Raw genomic sequence first — 18,068 nt, forward strand, 5'->3', positions numbered from 1 at the left:
ACTTCTGATTTGATATTGACGGATAACAACTGGAAAAGGAGGATAAGCCGTTTTATTGGCTTTTAATACAGACTATGGCTAAGACAATAACAGAAGCGCAAAAACAGGAAAAAATCGCGGCTTTACATGAGAAACGGGATGCACTGAGTCTTTTGCTAAAAGACGCAAAACGTACTCATGAGCGCGACAGGCTGATTGCGAAAATCGAAACAATAGATGAAAAAATTAAAAAGGTGAGGACAGGAGAGATCCTTACACGGCAGGAGAAAAGAAACTTAATCGCCTATTCATTTATCGCTCCCAATTTCATCGGGTTTGCCATCTTTACATTAGGACCGATTATCTTTGCGTTTGTTCTGGCATTCATGAACTGGGACGGAAACAGTCCTATGAAATTTGCAGGGCTGAAAAACTTTATCGACATGTTTGGCAATGAAAGATTTCAGTCTTCTTTTATAAATACCATTGTATACTGTATCGCCACAGTACCATTGACTCTGGCCAGCGCGCTGGGTCTGGCAGTGGTTTTAAACCAGAAGATAAAGGGAAGAAATTTCTTCCGGACAGTAGGATTCTTTCCCTATGTAGCATCTCTGGTTGCAGTGGCAGCAGTCTGGAATATGCTTTTCAGCCCACAGAAAAGCGGACCGGTCAATATGATTTTATACTATCTGGGCGTACATGCAAAAAGTCTGCCTAAATGGTCAGCAGATCCACACTGGGTGATGTTTACCATTGTGCTCTTTAGTGTGTGGAAGAATATGGGTTACTATATGGTAATTTATCTGGCTGGACTTCAGGGAATTAACGGAGAGCTTTATGAGGCTGCAGGACTTGACGGATGTAACTCCTGGCAGAGGTTTCGCTATATCACCTGGCCCCAGCTTCAGCCCACCACATTCTTTGTAACGATTATTCTGACCATTAACTGCTTTAAGGTTTATGATATTGTATATATGCTTGCAGGCGGTTCCAACGGCATCGTGAGCTCGCAGGCAATGGTTTTAGTTTACCATATTTATGAAGAAGCATTCCGAAACTGGAATCTGGGTTATTCCAGTGCAGTCGCAATGGTGCTGTTCTTAATGGTTCTTGCCATCACCCTGGTCCAGTTCCGCGGTGAGAAAAAATATGCAAACTAGAAGAAGGAGGATATAACATGAAAGTAAAAAGCACAAATTATAAAATCAGCAGATCCCTCCTGTATGTGGTTTTGCTCATTCTGACAGCGGCTATGCTGGTTCCCTTTGCCTGGATGCTTTCCGCATCTTTAAAGCTTGATAAAGACGTATTTATCTTTCCGATCCAGTGGATTCCACAAAATCCCCGCTGGATGAATTACATCGACATCTGGACAAAGATTCCGCTCATGACCTTTGTGGGCAATACTGTAAAGATTACACTGATTGTAACATTTCTTCAGCTTTTAACCAGCAGCTTTGCTGCCTATGCATTTGCAAAGCTGAAATTTAAATACAAAGACACCTTGTTTATGGCCTATATTGCAACAATTGCTGTTCCGTGGCAGGTTTACATGGTACCCCAGTTCATGATGATGAGAAATTTCGGTTTGAATGATTCTCATCTTGCAATTATCTTCCTGCAGGCATTTTCAGCGTTTGGTGTATTCATGATGAGGCAGTTTTATCAGGGAATTCCTGATGAATTGTGCGAAGCGGCAAGAATTGATGGTATGACAGAGTATCAGATTTATTCAAAAATCATGCTGCCGCTGTCAAAACCAGCGCTGTCTACGCTTACGATTTTTACTTTTGTAAATACGTGGAACGACTTTTTAGGACCATTGATTTATTTAAAAACAGAATCCAAAAAGACGCTTCAGTTGGGACTTAAAATGTTTATCAGCCAGTATAGTTCTGAATACGGTCTGATTATGGCGGCATCGGTTCTTTCCTTAATTCCTGTATTAATTGTATTTTTATCTCTTCAGAAATATTTCGTAGAAGGAATTGCGGCTACAGGCGTGAAAGGATAAACAATGGAAATAATAAAAAATTTTGTAGACAATATCCATAACGATGATTATAAAAGTGACTATGAGTTCCCTGTTATACAAGGGGAATCCATGATCTTTCCCGGAGGTAGAAAGAAGCAGTCCCTAAATGGAGAATGGAACTTCTCTGTAGATCAGTACGATAACTGTTTAAGAGCTAAATGGTTTTTAGAACAGGAAACAAATGACGAAGGGCGAAACATTCCTCTTGATTATGCCTTTGACGACTGGGATAAAATCATTGTGCCGGGAGTATGGAATCTTGCTAAACCGGAATATTTTTATTACGAGGGACCGGCGGTATACAGCCGCCGGTTTTCTTTGGAAGAAGAGAACAAAGGACGTGTATTCTTAAAGTTCGGTGCAGTTTCCTATGAAGCAAGAATCTTTCTAAACGGAATATTTCTGGGAATCCACAAGGGTGGTTCCACTCCGTTTACTGTAGAGATAACAACTCATTTACAGGCTGAAAACAGATTAATTGTGATCGCTGATAATAAGAGAAGAAAGGAACAGATTCCCAGTGAAAATACCGACTGGTTCTTATATGGCGGAATTTACCGGGAGGTTTCTCTTCTTTTTGTAACAGATGTCTATATTAAAAATATGAAGGCAGGACTCATTGACAGAGAAAACGGGACGATTGAAGTAACAGCCCTTATTGAGGGGGAAGAAAAACCGACAGACAGCGAGTTGACTTTTTCCATTCCGGAACTTAACATAGAAGTAACGTTTCCGGTAAGCGAAGACGGTACTTGTACTGTGTACGTGAATGCAGAGAATTTATCCCTTTGGAGTCCTGAGAACCCAAAACGTTATCAGGTACTTCTGACTTTGAGAGATAAGGGAGCAGTTAAGGATGAGGTGACAGATGTCATCGGATTTCGGACCATAGAGACAAAAGACAGAAAGATATTGTTAAACGGCAGAGAGATTTTCTTACGGGGAGCCTGTCTCCATGAAGAAACTGAGGAACATGGAAAGGCAGTAACAAAGGATGAAATCAGGGAAGCGTTTCAGAGAGCGAAAAATATGAACTGCAATTTTCTTCGTCTTGCCCACTATCCCCATACCCAGTGGGTATCTGAGATTGCCGATGAGGAAGGGATTCTTCTCTGGGAGGAAATTCCGGTTTACTGGTGGATTGATTTTTCAAATACACTGGCTTTAAACGATGCCAGAAACCAGCTTTCAGAATTAATTTCCCGTGATTTTAACAGAGCCAGTGTGATTATCTGGTCGGTGGGGAATGAAAACCCTGATACAGATGCCAGGTATCAATTTATGAAGGATTTGGCGGAAACAGCTAAGAAACTGGATCCGTCCCGTCTGATCACTGCTGCATGTCTGGTGGATACGGTGAATTTAAGGATCTCTGACCGGCTGGAGAATCATCTGGATATCATTGGACTGAATGAATATTACGGCTGGTATGATCCGGATTATGAAAAACTGACAGAAATATTAAATGGCTCTCACCCGGGAAAGCCGGTGATTATCAGTGAGTTCGGAGCGGATGGCTATCAGGCAGATAAAAGCGGCAGGAAAAATGTCCGTGGCTCTGAAGAAGAGCAGGAGAAAATCTATCAAAGACAGGTGGAGCTGTTTAGAAAGACAGATTATATTAAGGGCACCACACCATGGATTTTGTATGATTTTAGGACTCCGAAGCGGCTTGGTGCATATCAGAAAGGTTATAACATAAAGGGTCTGGTAACTGCGGACAGGAAGCGGGAAAAGCCGGCCTTTGAAGTTATGAAAAATTTTTATGAGGAGATAAAGAATCATGAAGGAAGCGATAGAGAAACTGTTTGAGAGTAAACAGGAGCTGGCAGCAGACGAGCGCCGCAAAGCCCTGGATTTTGCTGTTGGGCAGCTGAAAGATAATTTAGAGGAGTTCACTCACTCGTTTAAAAAAGCATACAGCGAAGACGGTTTTTATAAGCCGACCCCTAATGTGAACTGGACCACCGGTTTTTGGACCGGCCAGCTGTGGCTGGCATATGAGTGGAGCAAAGATGAGGCATTTGCAAAAGCCGGAAGCATACAGGCGAAAAGCTTTTTAAAGCGGATTGAAGATAAGGTGGAAGTAGACCATCACGATATGGGATTTCTTTATTCTCCGTCCTGTGTTGCAGCCTGGAAGCTGGTGGGAGATGAGACTGGTAAGGAAGCGGCAATCAAGGCGGCGGATCAGCTGATCAGCCGGTTTCAGCCCGTAGGAGAGTTTATTCAGGCATGGGGTCCCATGAACCAGCCCGAAAATTACCGTTTTATCATTGACTGTCTGTTAAATCTGCCTCTTCTTTACTGGGCATCAGAGGAAACAAATGATACCAGATACAGAGAGATTGCAGAGAAGCATATTCATACAGCCATTGCTAACGTAATAAGAGAAGATTATTCCACCTGGCATACCTTCTTTATGAATATGGTGACAGGGGAACCGGACCATGGCGCTACCTGTCAGGGATACCGGGATGGCTCTGCCTGGGCAAGAGGGCAGGCGTGGGGCGTGTATGGTTGTGCCCTGGCCTACCGCTATACCGGAAGAAAAGAATACGTGGAGGATTTTAAAAATGTGACAGGATATTTTCTCGATCATCTTCCGGAGGATTTAGTTCCATACTGGGATCTGGAATTTACAGATGGGTCAGGAGAACCAAAAGATTCCTCTTCTGCGTCTATTGCTGCCTGCGGCATGCTTGAAATGGCCGGATATTTACCGGAATCAGAAGCTGCTTATTACAGTTCCATAGCAAAAAAGATCATGAAATCTGTAGTGGATGACTATGCAGTAAAGGATAAAACGCAATCCAATGGCCTGGTTCTTCACAGTACGTATTCCAAAAAATCTCCTTATAATACCTGTACACCGGAGGGTGTGGATGAATGCAATATCTGGGGAGATTACTTCTACATGGAAGCGCTTGTGCGTCTGTCTGCAGACTGGAATCCATATTGGTAAGCAATTAATTGATGAAAAGAGGCGAATGTTGATGAAGCTTGAAACAAAAGAGGATTACAGACAGCTGATGTTTCGGCTGTTAGATCCATTAAAACCGTTATACAGTAATGGCTGTGCCAGACTGCACTTAGGAGACAGCGGTGTTACTTATCCTGAAGTAAGTCAGGAGATGGAGGCATTTTCCCGCCCTTTATGGGCGCTGGTTCCTTTGTGGCTGGGGGGAGGAAAGGGCTATGAAGAAATTTATACGAAGGGATTAAGAAATGGTACAGATCCCCTTCAACCCGAATATTGGGGCGGTTTTAATGATTATGACCAGAGGTTTGTGGAGATGGCGGCCATAGCAAGCGGTCTGATCTTTACTCCGGAAAAGATCTGGGAACCTTTGGAAGAAAGGGAACGGGACAATCTGGCAAAATGGCTTTACGGAATCAATGAACATATCATTCCCGACTGTAACTGGCAGTTTTTCATGATACTGGTAAACGTTGCATTGCAAAAGCTAGGTTATCCATATAGCAGTGAAAAGCTGAAATCAGGTCTGGATAAAATAGAAAGTTATTATATCGGAGAAGGCTGGTACCGGGATGGTGGATCTAGTCAGAAGGATTACTATATTTCTTTTGCCATGCATTACTACGGACTATTGTATTCGGTTGCAATGGAAGAAGAGGACCCAAAGCGGTGCAATGATTTCAGAGAGCGTGCTAAAGTTTTTGCCAGAGATTTTATTTACTGGTTTGATGAAAACGGTGCCGCGCTGCCATACGGAAGAAGTCTTTCCTACCGGTTTGGAGAAGCTGCATTCTGGTCTGCTTACTTATTTGCAGGGCTTGAGGATATTCCGGCGGGAGTCATAAAAGGGATCTTATCCCGCCATTTTAACTGGTGGCTTAATCAGAAGATGTTTGACCGGGATGGAGTTCTGACCATTGGATATGCTTATCCCAATCTGATTATGGCAGAGCGTTATAATGCACCTGGTTCGCCTTACTGGGGTATGAAGAGTCTTTTATGTCTGGGGCTTCCTGATGATCATCCGTTCTGGTCTGCTAAAGAGGAACCTCTCATGCCACTTGACAGCATAAAGCCGTTAAAGCAGGCTGATATGCTGATGCAGCGGATTGGCAGGGACGTGATCGCGTATCCTGCAGGAGTCTGTGAAAAATACGGCCATGGCCACGTGCCGGAAAAATACTCCAAATTTGCCTACTCCACTCGTTTTGGCTTTTCTGTAGCAAGGAGTCAGATCATACTGCATGAAAACGCGCCTGATTCTTCCCTGGCTTTTGTAATCGATGGCGACGATTATGTTTTTGTGAGAAAATACAGTGACAGGTATGAAGTTTTGGAAGACCGGGTTACCAGCAGCTGGCAGCCGTTTCCCGGGATTTCGGTTACAACCACTGTTATACCCAGGGAATACGGTCATCTGAGAATTCATGAGATTAAAAGCCAGTATGACTGTACTGCCTACGACTGCGGATTTGCCGTTAAAAAGTTTACAAAGGAATATGAACAGAAGACGGAGGGAACCGCATCTGTCGTATCAAACGGGGACCAGAGCTGTCTGGTAACAGGTGACGGTCCTGATGCAGCAGGCTATATCATTGAATCGGATCCGAATACCAACGTGCTTTATCCCAATGCAGCAATTCCGGCAGTCTCCTACCGGATAAAAAAAGGAGAAACTGTCAGGCTTGAAACACAGGTGAAAAGCTCTGTAAGGTAGCAGAGCAATATCTTGATAAACCATACAGGACAGGAGGGTGAAGAAGATGTGGATGAATAAAAAGCAGAAATTGAAAGCTTCTTATTACAACAGCTTTTTCGCCCTCATTGTCATCCCGATTCTGTGCATTTCACTGTTGGCTATTTTTATTCTCCGCGCCCAGATGGTGGATTCCGCGGTATTAAACATCCGCCGCGCCCAGGACAATATCGCCTCCGTTCTTGGAAACGAAGTCAAAGATGTTTCTCTTCGGTTATCCCATTTTATATACGTCAATGACAGTGAAATTGTGAGAAATGCTGCAAGGACCAATTCCGATGATCCGGCTGAAAAATATCATTATACCAAAATTCTGACTGAGTCTTTTAACTATGCCATGGTTCCGGTGCAGGATATTCTGTCTGCTGTGTTCTACATGAAGTCAGGGGATCACACCTATATGAAATCCGATATAATTTTAAATCCGGATCAGTTAAAAACATCAGAATGGTATAAGGAAGCACTTTCAGAGCCGAATGTGGTGAAAGTGGGCTTTTATGATTACAGCGTTACGAATTCCAGAAAAAATGCTTATACCCTCACCATAGCAGCCGGGATGTCTCCCGGACCGGATGTGGACCGGGAGGGAGTGATTGAGATGGCTTCGCTGTTTGTCTCTTCCCAGGCAGGGCGTCTGATAAAAGAGTATAACAAAGAATCCATGCTTGGCACTGCCATGATAGCAGACAAGTCCGGTCATGTTATTTTTGATGCAGAAGATACAAAAGATCTTCTGCCGGAACGTATTTCAGAAGAGGAGCAATTCAGCTACCGGTTAAATGGAAAACGTTATATGAGAGTTGTCACAGCAGAGCCTGTGACCGGGCTTTCAATCATCAGTGTGGTTTCCTATGATTCCCTGACAAGAAGCTTTAACCGGACAGCTATGATTCTGATTGGTGTGATGCTGCTTCTATTTCTGCTTTTTTATCTTTTCTCCAGTTATTTCTTAAAGAGCATCATTGAGCCCATTCACAACACTGTGGAAGGTATGCGTATGGTGGAGGAGGGGAATTTAGAAGTTCATGTACAGCCAAAAGGACAGGCAGAGCTGCGGCTGATGATTCACTCATTTAACAGTATGACTAGAAGGCTTAACAGTCTGATGGCAGAGAACGAAGAACAGCAGCAAAAGAAGCATAAGGCAGAAATTCAGGCGCTGCAGTCCCAGATCAATCCGCATTTTCTGGTAAATTCCTTAAATTCAATCCGTTTTATTGCACAGATGTCTAAGTATGAGTCCATTGCTCGTATGGCAGAGGCGCTGATAAAAATTTTATCCGGTTCCTTTCGAAGTAACAATGGATTTTATACGTTAAAGGAAGAACTGGAAGTGCTGGACAGTTTTATTTATCTCATGAAAATTCGTTATTCCGATGGTTTTGACATAGTCTATCAGGTGGATGACGCCTGTCTTCTGGCATATGTTCCCCGGCTCATTTTACAACCGGTAGTGGAAAATTCCATTGTTCATGGTTTTGACGCAATGATGGAAGAGATGGGAACTATCTGGATCGTTGGTGAGAGGAAGGAGGAATACCTTTTTCTGGAAATCCGTGACAATGGAAAAGGCATGACCAGGGAGGAGATTTCCAGTCTGCTCTCAGATCATGCAAAGGAGAGTGAACGCAGGAAAATCGGTATCCATAACGTGCGGACAAGGTTATCCTTAAATTATGGGGAACGATGCAGCTTTGTTATGGAAAGCAAACCGGGAGAATATACCCGGACCCTCATTCGTATTCCCCTATCAGGAAAGGAGAACGAAACTTGAAACAGGTGCTGATTGTAGATGATGATACGATAATAAGAATCACGCTCCGATCTCTGATTGACTGGAATGCGTTGGGTTACTGCATTGCAGCTGATGCTATAAATGGGCAGCAGGCGCTGGATTATATCAGAAATAATCCTGTAGATCTGGTCATTACGGATATGAAGATGCCGGTAATGGATGGAATCGGACTTTTAAAAGAGTTAAATAAGGAACAACCAGTTCCTGAAGTTCTGGTTTTAAGCGGTTATGATGATTTTAATCTGGTCCGCGACTCCTTTCGCTATGGGGCATGTGATTACATATTGAAGGAAGGGCTTACCCAGGAGGCTTTAATTTCCGTATTAGAGAGACTGGACCGGAAGAATCCGGCAGAAGTTAATGGCAGACAGGCAGATGACCATACTGGAAACAGGCGTTCTGATTCAGTCCTGCTTGCTGAGATGGCGATGGGAAAGCAGCCGGTTTCCGAAGAATTACTATCTAAGAATTATTTGGTGATTCAATTTGAAATAGAGGATTTCTATAAAGTATCGGTCCGCTTTGGTGATAATTATGAGGATGAACTGATAAAACCATTCATTGAGCTGGCAGCACAGATTCCGAGAGTGGCTTCCCGCTGTATTCTGGCAACACTGGCTCCCTCCCGGTTTTTAATGCTCTACCGGATTAATGATAGTGCGCAGTATAAGGTAAATGCAGTCTCTGCCTGCAGGCAGCTATGCAATGTGTGGAAGCATTTTATGAATCTTACGGTATCAGGGGGAGTGAGCAGCCCGGGTTATGGCAAGAACGATTTCCTTAAGTGTTTTGAGGAAGCGGGCAGGCAGCTGCGGCTATGCCCGCTAAAAGGGAAAGGTACACTGTCTGCCTCCTGGGAGATGAAATCTGCAGCCTATGAGGATGTGAAAAATACAGGAGATTCCTATAATAAATTGCTGAAAGGGCTTTTGCTTGGAGATGAACTGATGGTTTCGGGGGAAAAGGACCGATTTATTGGAGAGCTTTACAGGAAAGGATTAGAGGGAGGAAAAGATATGTGCCTCCAATTGATCTGCGCCCTGGCCTGGAAATTTTCCGAGAATCATGATGATATTACTGCTGTTTTTCCAGAAGCAGTAAACTATTACGAAAAAATAGGGCGAATGGAAGAAATCAGAATTCTGGAATTATGGATCAATAACTATTTCCGCTGGATCATGGATTATCATACACATCAGTCAGACCGGAAACAGATGGACATGATGAGCAGAGCAAAACGTTTTATTTTAGATAATTATGCAAATCCTGAGCTGACTCTTGGAAGTGTGGCAGGATTTGTGGGATTTAATGAAAAATACTTCAGCACCCGCTTTACAAAGGAGGAGGGGGTAACCTTCATCAGTTATCTGACGCAGGTACGGATTAAAAAGGCCAGAGAACTGATGGAGACAACGGATTTAAAGATATATGAGATCAGTCAGAGTGTGGGATATAACAATGTGGAGCATTTTACCAGAGTATTTAAAAAGCACTGGGGGGTCAGCCCTGGAAATTACAGGAAATAAATCTGACGAAAGATCAAGTTTTCCAACCATATCTCATGGAGAAGGATGTCTTGAAATGATAGGATGAGTGCATCAATACAAGGGAGGTATGAAAGACATGAGAAAACGTATGCTTGCCATCGGACTCTGTGCAGCGATGGTTATGGGGAGTGTGGCCGGATGTTCTTCTGCTAAGGAGACTAAAGCGACAAAAGCGGAGGGGACCGCTTCAGCAGAAACGCAGGCCGGCAAGGATTTAGAGGGCAGTCTGGTATTTGCGATCTGGGATAACAATTTAATGGATTACATTGATGAGAATGATATGGTGGGGAAATTCCAGGAGAAATATCCAGATGCAGATATTGAAGTGGAAAAAATAAAAGATGATTCGGAATACTGGAATTCGATGAAAATGAGGACTTCTGCGAACCAGCTGCCGGATGTGATGTTTAATAAGCCATTTACTCTTTCCAGATTCAAAGACTATCTTATTGATTTGTCTGATTTAGAAGCAGCGAAAAATAATGAACTGGCTTCCGGCTATGCCATGGATGGCAAGATTCTTGGAATTCCGATGACTGCCGGATATGAATATGTGTATTATTGGAAAGATATGTTTAAAGAGGCCGGAGTAGAAGTGCCGTCTACCTGGGAAGAGTTTGAAACTGCAGCACAGACCCTTCAGGATCATTTCAGCCAGAAGGACCCTGATTTCATGGCAATTGCGCTGGGAGCAAAGGATGAATGGCCGGATTATCCGTATATGGAGTTTATGCCGGCTCTTCAGGGAGGAAACGGACAGAACTGGAATGACATGGCAAAGACAGACGCTCCCTTTGCAGAGGGAACTGATATCAATAAGGCTTACACCAAGGTAAACAGTCTGTTTAGCAGAAATGTATTCGGCAAAGATCCTCTGGGCATGGGTAATGATCAGGTGACCTCCCTGTTTGCTCAGAAAAAAGCGGCTATCATTGCTTTGGGAGACTGGGGACTTCAGAATATTAAGAGTGGAACGGACGATGTTTCACAGCTTGGAACTTTTTATCTTCCGGTCAGAGATCAAAAAGAGGATCCTTATCGTGTCATCGTGCAGGGGGATTCCTTTATGGGTGTGACAACCCACAGCAAGAATCCGGAGCTGGCAAAGGCTTTTGTGGAGTGGTTCTATAGTGAGGACTGGTATCCCGGATATATCAATTATGTAACCAGTGCTTCTTCCATGAAAAACTTCACCAAAGAAAAAGACCCAATACTTGCGCAGGCAGATGAACTGCAGCCGGATAAGGAACTGGTAATGTATGATGGAGGCGGAGATCAGTTTCAGTCCATTCAAAATGAAATTGCATTCGATTATAAAAAACTGGGAGCTTCTATGTTTACCGATGGTTTTGATTTAAAAACCCAGCTGGATGAACTGAATAGCAAATGGGCAGCTGCCAGGACGAAACTGGGAATTAAATAATTGACAGGGGAAGGGGATAGGGTGTAAGAACCCTGTTCCCTTTTTACAAAACAGGAGGTTTGCATGAGATCACTGGAAAAACAGAGATTAAGATTTATTGTCTGCGCCCTCATCATTCCAATGATTTTACTCATTGGATTTGTGGTGGTTCCGGCATTTGATTTAATTCGTATGAGCTTTACCAACTGGGATGGATATTCAAAGACCTTTGATCTGATCGGGCTTGATAATTATGAGGCTATGTTTAAAAATAAGGACTTATGGCTATCATTGCGTAACAACGCGGTATATTTTTTCGGTCATTTGATATTTATCCCCATGGAGCTGCTGTTTGCAGTTTTGCTGACTTCACGGCTTCGTGCAGCAAGATTTTATAAAACCATGGTATTTATGCCCTACATCATAAACGGAGTGGCGATTTCCTATGCCTTTTCTTACTTTTTTTCTCCCATAAACGGGGCTTTTGATGAGATTCTGACAATGGTTCACTTAGAAGGTTTCATCAGTAACTGGCTTTCAGATCCTAAAATAGTAAACTTTGTACTTACCTTTGTATCCCTGTGGCGCTTTTCCGGCTACCATGTGATTCTTTTCATGGCAGCACTGCAGTCTCTTCCCCAGGATGTACAGGAGGCGGCAAGAGTTGACGGAGCCAATGCATGGCAGATGTTTCGGAATATACAGATACCTGCCATTATGCTGATGGTGGATTTTGTTCTGTTTGATAACATCAGAGGTGCTTTGCAGGTATTTGATATTCCATATGTCATGACCAGCGGTGGTCCTGGTTACGCATCTTCAACCTTTACTCTTTATACCATTGATACAGCATTCAAATACAGCAACTTCGGGCTGGCATCTACGATGGCAGTGGCGATTATGGTAATGATTGTGATAATCTATCTGATTCAGAATAAGATTATTCACGGACTGATTCTGAAAGGGGGGAAAAAGTGATGAAGAAACGTATTGCCATACAGGGGCTGAAACAGGCTGTCTGCATCTCAATGGTTTTGATTGTTCTGGCACCCATTCTCTTAACTTTATTTGCGGCTTTTAAAACTAAGGCTGACATGGTTAATACCTCACCTCTTCTTATGCCGCCGGTCTCCAGAATTACATATGCCAACTTTGAAAAGGTGCTGAGAGACAAATATCTGCTGATTGGTTTTAAAAATACAGGTTTTATTCTTGTTGTCAGCATTTTCTTTAACGTTCTTTTTGGAACTATAACAGCATTTATTCTGGAACGCTTTGAATTCCGCCTGAAAAAGGTAATTTTAAGCCTGTTTTTTCTGGGAATGCTCATTCCCAGTTTTGTAACTGAGATTGCGCGTTTTAAAATTATTAATGGTATTGGCCTTTACAATACTCTGGGAGCGCCGATTGTGATCTATATTGCATCGGATCTGATGCAGCTATATATATACCGTCAGTTTATTTCCACGCTTCCTGTTTCTCTTGATGAAAGCGCGCTGTTAGACGGCTGTTCTTACTTTGGTCTGTTTACCAGAATTATTTTTCCGCTGCTGGCACCTGCAACTGCGACGGTGGTTATTATAAAAGCAATAACAATTATCAATGATATGTATATACCATATCTTTACATGCCCAAGAATAAGTTACGGACGCTGACCACTTTTTTGATGAACTTTGCCAATGCACAGCAGGGTTCCTGGCAGAAACTGGCAGCAGGAATCATTATTATTATGCTGCCTACCATTGTCATATATGTTTTTTTTCAGAAATATATTCTGGCAGGAATTGCTTCCGGTGCAGTGAAAGAATAAATTGTACAGGAAATCATAAAAAATGCAATGGATTCTTTTACTGGGGTAGATTATAATAGACGTAACTTATTTTTACAGAAGGAGGACTTTTTAATGGATGAAAAGACTGCAAAACTGGAATGGCTGAATGATCCTCAGGTTTTTTCTGTGAACAGGCTTAAAGCTCATTCGGATCATAGGTTTTATGATACAGAAAAAGATGCAGTGAATGATAATCTGACACTTTGTCAGCCGCTTAACGGGATATGGAAGTTTTCCTATGCAGACAAACCGGAAGAGAGAATAAAGGAATTTTATCAGAATGATTTTACAGCAAAAGATTTTGATACAATCGTGGTTCCCGGACACATAGAGCTGCAGGGATTTGGCAGATGCCAGTATATCAATACCATGTATCCCTGGGATGGAATTTCTGATATTAGACCTCCTTTTACGGATCCGGAAAACAATCCGGTAGGAAGTTATTTACGGGAGTTTGAATTAGAGGAGGAATTAAAGAATAAACGTCTTTTTCTCTCATTTCAGGGAGTAGAGACCGCTTTTTATGTGTGGCTGAATGGAGTTTTTATAGGTTATTCGGAAGATTCCTTTACCCCGTCAGAATTTGAGATCACCCATGCTGTATGCGACGGAACCAACCGCCTTGCAGTAGAGGTATATAAAAGAAGCAGTGCAAGCTGGATTGAAGATCAGGATTTCTTCCGTTTTTCCGGCATATTCCGTGATGTGTATTTATATGCAGTTCCTTCCTGTCACGTAAGGGATTTATTTGTGCATGCAGATGTTTCTGATGACTATAAGGATGGACTTTTACGGGTGGAATTAAACCTTGCCGGTGAAATAGTTGGAAGTGTCAGCGCTGTTTTAAAAGACAGGGACGGTAATGATATTTTATCCTTTGAATCCCAGACGGCAAAAGCGGATACCGTGTTTAACGGCTGTGTTCCGGGAGCTCGTCTGTGGAATGGAGAGGATCCTTATCTTTACGAATTATGGGTTTCCTTATTTGATGAGAATGGATGTCTGATTGAGATAGTACCTCAAAAAGTGGGATTTCGCCGGTTTGAAATGAAAAACCGCATCATGTGCCTGAATGGAAAACGGATTGTTTTCCGCGGGATTAACCGCCATGAGTTCAATGTGAGAAGAGGACGGGCCATTACAAAAGAAGATATGCTCTGGGATATCCGTTTTTTAAAACAGCATAACATCAATGCAGTCAGAACCTGTCATTATCCTGATCAGAGCCTGTGGTATCAGCTGTGTGATGAATACGGCATTTATTTAATTGACGAAGCGAACTTAGAGAGTCACGGCTCCTGGCAGAAGATGGGGGCTTGCGAGCCATCCTGGAATGTACCCGGAAGTCTGCCTGAGTGGAAAGAGTGTGTACTGGACCGTGCAAAGTCCATGCTGGAGCGGGATAAAAATCATCCCAGCGTTCTGATCTGGTCCTGCGGCAATGAATCCTATGCAGGTGAAGATATTCTGGCTATGGCGGATTTCTTCCGGGAACGGGATCCCGGCAGACTGGTTCATTATGAAGGCGTTTTCTGGAACAGGGAATTTGACCGGACCAGCGATATGGAAAGCCGCATGTATTCCAAACCAGATGAGGTTGAAAACTATTTAAAGGCTGATCCACAAAAGCCATTTATCTTGTGTGAATATATGCATGCCATGGGCAATTCTCTTGGAGGTATGAATAAATATACAGATATGGAGGACCGTTATGAACTGTATCAGGGCGGTTTTATCTGGGATTATATTGATCAGTCTCTGATGAAAAAAGACGCATACGGGGAAGAGCATATGACCTACGGAGGCGATTTCGATGACCGGCCCACAGATTACAGTTTCTGCGGCGACGGAATTGTTTTTGCAGACCGTACGGTATCACCCAAAGCCCAGGAGGTAAAATATCTCTATCAGGATCTTCGCCTGATACCGGATGAAAAGGGAGTGAAGATTGAAAAACGCAGGCTGTTTGAGAGCACCTCTGACTGTGAATTTATTTATACGGTATTAAAGAATGGCGAACCGATCTTCCAGAAGCGGTTTGAAGCCATAGTGGAACCATCAGATTGCGGGTATACAGCGGTTGAAATTCCGGAATGGAAAGAAGCAGGGGAATACGTTTATCAGGTGTCGGCGGTTTTAAAGGAGGATACCATATGGGCAGACTCCGGCTTTGAAACTGCCTTTGGTGAAACTGTCCGTGTGATGGAAGGGAAATCTCAGCCTGTCAGCCACAGCTCGTTTCAGGTGGTTTACGGAGATGTGAATATCGGCGTCTCAGGTGATGGATTCCGGATCCTCTTTTCCAGACAGGAAGGAAGTATTGTTTCAATCGTTTATGACGGAAAAGAATGGGTGGGAAGACCTCTTATGCCTGTGTACTGGAGAGCCACTACTGATAATGACAAGGGAAATAAATTTTCTGTTAAAAGCTCTATGTGGCTGGGGGCAGGCAGATTTCCTTCCTACAGAAATGAAAACTGCAAAGTGGAAGAAAGACAAGACCGCATCCTGGTAACTTATACCTATCAGCTTTCTACTGTGCCGGAATCTGAGACAGAAGTTACCTATGAAGTGAATGCAGCTGGGAACATCCGTGTAAAAGCTGTATTTCATGGAAAAGAAGGACTGCCTCAGCTTCCTGCTTTTGGCATGAGACTCATAACTCCTGCTGCGGCAAAACAGTTTACCTGGTATGGCAGAGGACCGGAAGAGAATTACTGTGACCGGAATGAAGGGGCAAGACTGGGAATTTATAAAGATACTCCGGAAGGAAATATGTCTCCTTATCTGGTACCCCAGGAATGCGGAAACAGGACCGGAGTGCGGTGGCTGAAGGTTTCCGACCGAAAGGGAAATGCCATCGGTTTTCGGGCTGTCACAGCACCTTTTGACGCATCGGTGCTTCCTTATACTGCTGAGGAACTGGAGACAGCCACTCACCAGGAAGATCTTTCTGCACCAAGGTATACCGTGATCAGCATTTTCGGAGCCATGCGGGGAGTGGGCGGAGATGACAGCTGGGGAGCACCGGTTCATCCGGAATACTGCATTCGCGCTGAGGGAGAACTGGTGACGGAATTTACCATAGAAAGAATGGGTAAGGTAGAATATGATGAATATCATTTTTCGTAAAATATGACACACAGTTGTCGTGTTATAAATGGTATAATCCATAAAACAGGTGACAGATCAGTAAAAAGAAAGGAGTTCTCATGCTTGAGAAGATTCCGTCTCGTGAAGAGATGATTAGTTTAATCGGCGGGGATGCTTTTCATGCATGGTAAGCTCTCTGCAAAAGAATAGAAGAAGTGTATGATATGGACTGCCTTTGGAATAGCGGTGGTAAGGCCTGGAAGTACGAATACAAATACCGCAGAGGTGGGAAAACCCTCTGTGCACTTTATGCAAGAGAGGGCTGTTCTGGTTTTATGGTTATTTTGGGTAAAGCAGAACGGGAGAAATTCGAGCTGGACAGGCAAAACTATTCACCCTTGATACAGGAAAAGTATGATACGTCCACCACATACCATGATGGAAAATGGATCATGTTTCCTGTTGACGATGTCTCCCTGTTTGATGAGTTTATAGATCTTCTGATGATAAAAAGACATCCTAACAGAAAATAGATAATTGGGGGAGGTACCATGAAATATCCTTGGATTGATGGATTTTTAAAGAAAATGAACGGAGTTACCAGTGATTTTAAAGAGGAATGGAGCTGGGACAGATATATGATTGACGGTAAGATGTTTGCGGCTGTATGCAGAGACGATCAGGGGAAGGAAATGCTGATAACCATGAAACTGGAGCCCTCGGAAGGGGATTTTTTAAGGCAGCAGTACAAGGACATTATACCAGGATATTATATGAATAAGCTTCATTGGAATTCCGTTAAGGCAGACGGGGACGTACCGGATGACTTATTAAAGGACATGCTGGAAAAGTCCTATTATCTTATTTTCTCAAAGCTATCAAAAAAGAGACAGAAAGAGCTTATGGGCGAGGGGTGAATGATGAAGTATTTTGGTGAGGGCTTAAGTGAGGAACATAAGGCGCTGAATCAGATAATCCGGAAGAAACAAAGGACGGAAGAGGCAAAAAAAGTTTTTCTGGACATTCATAAACAGCTCCATCTTTCGAATATAAAAGAAAGAGAAGAAAATGAAGTGGATCGTTTGTTCTCTGACCTTAAACCATGGGAGTACGCAGTTATGCCAGGGAAAGATGATGAGACAATAGCCTGGGTAGTCTGGCATATTGCCAGAATTGAGGATTTAACCATGGGAATCCTGACTGGCCGGGGTAATCAGCTTTTTGATGAAGAATGGCGCAGGAGAATTGATTCTCCCATTAAGGATACCGGGAATGCAATGACTGATGAGGAGATCATGGTGTTCAGCAGACAGGTTAACTGCAAAGAGCTGCTGAATTACCGCATGGCTGTAGGGGAACGGACCAGAGAAATCGTAAGTCAGTTAACCTTTGAAGACATGAAACGGGATGTGAATGAAGCGGACCTGATAAAAATCCGGGAGGAAGGCGGAGTGACTTCTCAAAAGGATTCTGTATGGCTATTGGAGTTTTGGGGTTCAAAAGATATCGCCGGACTGCTGTTAATGCCGCCAACCAGGCATGTCATGCTTCATCTCAATGACTGCTGCAAATGGAAGGAAAAGATTCGGACCAGAACGAAATTCTTCCTGATATAATTGTCGATAATTTCCATAAATGAATAAAAG

The 18,068-nt window shown here is 43.2% G+C and carries 14 protein-coding genes; all 14 read left to right on the top strand.

The genetic code is table 11. From position 1 onward, the window contains the following. Positions 1 to 74 precede the first annotated feature (74 nt). The 14 genes from CRO04_RS19440 (at position 75) to CRO04_RS19505 (ending at position 18,038) form a co-directional block, all read left to right on the top strand. A complete protein-coding gene (locus CRO04_RS19440) occupies positions 75 to 1,142 on the top strand; it encodes a carbohydrate ABC transporter permease (RefSeq protein ID WP_207654484.1) in 1,068 nt (355 codons plus the stop codon). A 17-nt stretch (positions 1,143 to 1,159) separates the two neighbouring features. Next, positions 1,160 to 1,996 (top strand): carbohydrate ABC transporter permease, encoded by an 837-nt coding sequence (locus CRO04_RS19445; protein WP_097005907.1) that lies wholly within the window; start codon positions 1,160 to 1,162, stop codon positions 1,994 to 1,996. 3 nt (positions 1,997 to 1,999) lie between these two features. Then, on the top strand, positions 2,000 to 3,829 hold the full coding sequence (locus CRO04_RS19450; RefSeq protein ID WP_097005908.1) for a glycoside hydrolase family 2 protein: 1,830 nt from the start codon (positions 2,000 to 2,002) through the stop codon (positions 3,827 to 3,829). Then, complete coding sequence (locus tag CRO04_RS19455; protein WP_097005909.1) at positions 3,801 to 4,982, top strand: glycoside hydrolase family 88 protein; 1,182 nt, start codon at positions 3,801 to 3,803, stop codon at positions 4,980 to 4,982. The genes CRO04_RS19450 and CRO04_RS19455 overlap by 29 nt, the downstream gene beginning before the upstream one ends. Beyond that, a complete protein-coding gene (locus tag CRO04_RS19460) occupies positions 4,903 to 6,714 on the top strand; it encodes a DUF2264 domain-containing protein (RefSeq protein WP_330400893.1) in 1,812 nt (603 codons plus the stop codon). Before CRO04_RS19455 ends, CRO04_RS19460 begins: the two co-directional genes overlap by 80 nt. A gap of 46 nt (positions 6,715 to 6,760) precedes the next feature. Beyond that, positions 6,761 to 8,527 carry a sensor histidine kinase gene (locus CRO04_RS19465; protein ID WP_097005911.1) on the top strand — a complete coding sequence of 589 codons (1,767 nt, stop codon included), beginning with the start codon at positions 6,761 to 6,763 and terminating at the stop codon, positions 8,525 to 8,527. Between the two features lie 5 nt (positions 8,528 to 8,532). Further along, positions 8,533 to 10,074 carry a response regulator transcription factor gene (locus tag CRO04_RS19470; protein WP_242974565.1) on the top strand — a complete coding sequence of 514 codons (1,542 nt, stop codon included), beginning with the start codon at positions 8,533 to 8,535 and terminating at the stop codon, positions 10,072 to 10,074. Positions 10,075 to 10,171: 97 nt separating this feature from the next. Beyond that, a complete protein-coding gene (locus tag CRO04_RS19475; protein WP_097005913.1) occupies positions 10,172 to 11,518 on the top strand; it encodes an ABC transporter substrate-binding protein in 1,347 nt (448 codons plus the stop codon). A 63-nt stretch (positions 11,519 to 11,581) separates the two neighbouring features. Beyond that, on the top strand, positions 11,582 to 12,475 hold the full coding sequence (locus CRO04_RS19480; protein WP_097005914.1) for a carbohydrate ABC transporter permease: 894 nt from the start codon (positions 11,582 to 11,584) through the stop codon (positions 12,473 to 12,475). Then, positions 12,475 to 13,308, top strand: a complete 834-nt coding sequence (locus CRO04_RS19485; RefSeq protein ID WP_097005915.1) for a carbohydrate ABC transporter permease — start codon at positions 12,475 to 12,477, stop codon at positions 13,306 to 13,308. The genes CRO04_RS19480 and CRO04_RS19485 overlap by 1 nt, the downstream gene beginning before the upstream one ends. Positions 13,309 to 13,401: 93 nt before the next feature. Further along, complete coding sequence (locus tag CRO04_RS19490; protein ID WP_097005916.1) at positions 13,402 to 16,461, top strand: glycoside hydrolase family 2 TIM barrel-domain containing protein; 3,060 nt, start codon at positions 13,402 to 13,404, stop codon at positions 16,459 to 16,461. A gap of 167 nt (positions 16,462 to 16,628) precedes the next feature. After that, a complete protein-coding gene (locus CRO04_RS19495) occupies positions 16,629 to 16,955 on the top strand; it encodes a DUF3788 domain-containing protein (protein WP_242974566.1) in 327 nt (108 codons plus the stop codon). A gap of 18 nt (positions 16,956 to 16,973) precedes the next feature. Next, positions 16,974 to 17,339, top strand: coding sequence for an MmcQ/YjbR family DNA-binding protein (locus CRO04_RS19500; protein ID WP_097005917.1), 366 nt, complete (start codon positions 16,974 to 16,976; stop codon positions 17,337 to 17,339). Further along, positions 17,340 to 18,038, top strand: coding sequence for a DinB family protein (locus tag CRO04_RS19505; protein ID WP_242974561.1), 699 nt, complete (start codon positions 17,340 to 17,342; stop codon positions 18,036 to 18,038). Positions 18,039 to 18,068: the final 30 nt, after the last annotated feature.

It is taken from the genome of Lacrimispora amygdalina, from assembly GCF_900205965.1.
In the GTDB taxonomy this organism is placed as follows: domain Bacteria; phylum Bacillota; class Clostridia; order Lachnospirales; family Lachnospiraceae; genus Lacrimispora; species Lacrimispora amygdalina_A.

Excerpts from the sequence above, each read along its gene's own strand:
- CRO04_RS19440 (WP_207654484.1), top strand. The coding sequence starts at position 75 with ATGGCTAAGACAATAACAGAAGCGCAAAAACAGGAAAAAATCGCGGCT.
- CRO04_RS19445 (WP_097005907.1), top strand. The coding sequence starts at position 1,160 with ATGAAAGTAAAAAGCACAAATTATAAAATCAGCAGATCCCTCCTGTAT.
- CRO04_RS19450 (WP_097005908.1), top strand. The coding sequence starts at position 2,000 with ATGGAAATAATAAAAAATTTTGTAGACAATATCCATAACGATGATTAT.
- CRO04_RS19455 (WP_097005909.1), top strand. The coding sequence starts at position 3,801 with ATGAAGGAAGCGATAGAGAAACTGTTTGAGAGTAAACAGGAGCTGGCA.
- CRO04_RS19460 (WP_330400893.1), top strand. The coding sequence starts at position 4,903 with ATGAATGCAATATCTGGGGAGATTACTTCTACATGGAAGCGCTTGTGC.
- CRO04_RS19465 (WP_097005911.1), top strand. The coding sequence starts at position 6,761 with ATGTGGATGAATAAAAAGCAGAAATTGAAAGCTTCTTATTACAACAGC.
- CRO04_RS19475 (WP_097005913.1), top strand. The coding sequence starts at position 10,172 with ATGAGAAAACGTATGCTTGCCATCGGACTCTGTGCAGCGATGGTTATG.
- CRO04_RS19480 (WP_097005914.1), top strand. The coding sequence starts at position 11,582 with ATGAGATCACTGGAAAAACAGAGATTAAGATTTATTGTCTGCGCCCTC.
- CRO04_RS19485 (WP_097005915.1), top strand. The coding sequence starts at position 12,475 with ATGAAGAAACGTATTGCCATACAGGGGCTGAAACAGGCTGTCTGCATC.
- CRO04_RS19490 (WP_097005916.1), top strand. The coding sequence starts at position 13,402 with ATGGATGAAAAGACTGCAAAACTGGAATGGCTGAATGATCCTCAGGTT.
- CRO04_RS19500 (WP_097005917.1), top strand. The coding sequence starts at position 16,974 with ATGAAATATCCTTGGATTGATGGATTTTTAAAGAAAATGAACGGAGTT.
- CRO04_RS19505 (WP_242974561.1), top strand. The coding sequence starts at position 17,340 with ATGATGAAGTATTTTGGTGAGGGCTTAAGTGAGGAACATAAGGCGCTG.